The organism is Guyparkeria sp. SB14A (assembly GCF_005096345.1).
GTDB lineage: Bacteria > Pseudomonadota > Gammaproteobacteria > Halothiobacillales > Halothiobacillaceae > Guyparkeria > Guyparkeria hydrothermalis.
Map to the genome: position 1 here is coordinate 1 of NZ_SWAW01000069.1, position 899 is coordinate 899.

The 899-nt window shown below is 57.2% G+C and carries 1 protein-coding gene and 1 rRNA gene; both read left to right on the top strand.

Annotated features, from left to right (window positions below; genetic code table 11):
- Positions 1–114 (top strand): 5S ribosomal RNA (gene rrf / locus FAZ79_RS11295); the annotation flags it as partial.
- A 335-nt stretch (positions 115–449) separates the two neighbouring features.
- Complete coding sequence (locus FAZ79_RS11300; RefSeq protein WP_136868057.1) at positions 450–728, top strand: helix-hairpin-helix domain-containing protein; 279 nt, start codon at positions 450–452, stop codon at positions 726–728.
- Positions 729–899: the final 171 nt, after the last annotated feature.

Genomic DNA, 899 nt, shown 5'->3' on the forward strand with positions numbered 1-899 from the left:
TGGCGTCCATAGAGCGGTGGAACCACCTGTTCCCATCCCGAACACAGCAGTGAAACGCCGCATCGCCGATGATAGTGTGGGGCTTCCCCATGTGAAAGTAGGTCAACGCCAGGCTCCCCATTTAGAGAAACCCCGTCGCAGCTCATGCTCGACGGGGTTTTTCTTTTGCGGCGTGCCTTTCTTCCTTTAATCGTGGCGGCTGTCTCGCTCCTTCGGTCACGAAAGTCGGACCACCCGGCTACCCGAAGGCCCCGTAGGTTGGGCTTCACCCCAACACGTCAGGCCGACAGACGCACGCCATCCCACGCGGAAACGGGATATCGGCAGGCATGTAGGCATATTCCTACAAATCAAACCGAAAACTCCTACAGCATATTCGGAATATGCTGATGTTCACGAGGGAACCGCCCGCGTAAGGTACAACCATCCCACGTGTACAAGGAGGTAGGATGATGAAGGGACTCACCCATTCCGTACGCGCGGCAACCATTGGTGCCGCGTTGCTACTCGCCCCACCGGCATTCGCCGCGGAGCCATTGAATATCAACGAGGCATCCGAGGCGGAACTGGTTACCCTTAACGGCATTGGCCCGGTTTACGCCGAGCGCATCGTCGACTACCGCTCCGAGCATGGACGCTTCGAGTCGGTCGACCAGCTCGCCGAGGTCAAGGGCATCGGCGAGAAAACCATCGCGACAATCAAGGACGAGGTCGCGGTAGGTAAATAACCAGACGTACGCTGATGTGCGAACGAGGCCCCGACGTTTGTCGGGGCTTTTTTAATGGAATGGCCTGCTCCCACCCTATTACGCTGTTTGGAGGAACAAACCCATTCAGCAACAGAGGAGGAACAGACCTATGTCCATTGCAACGCTCGGCATCGATCTTGGCAAGACCTC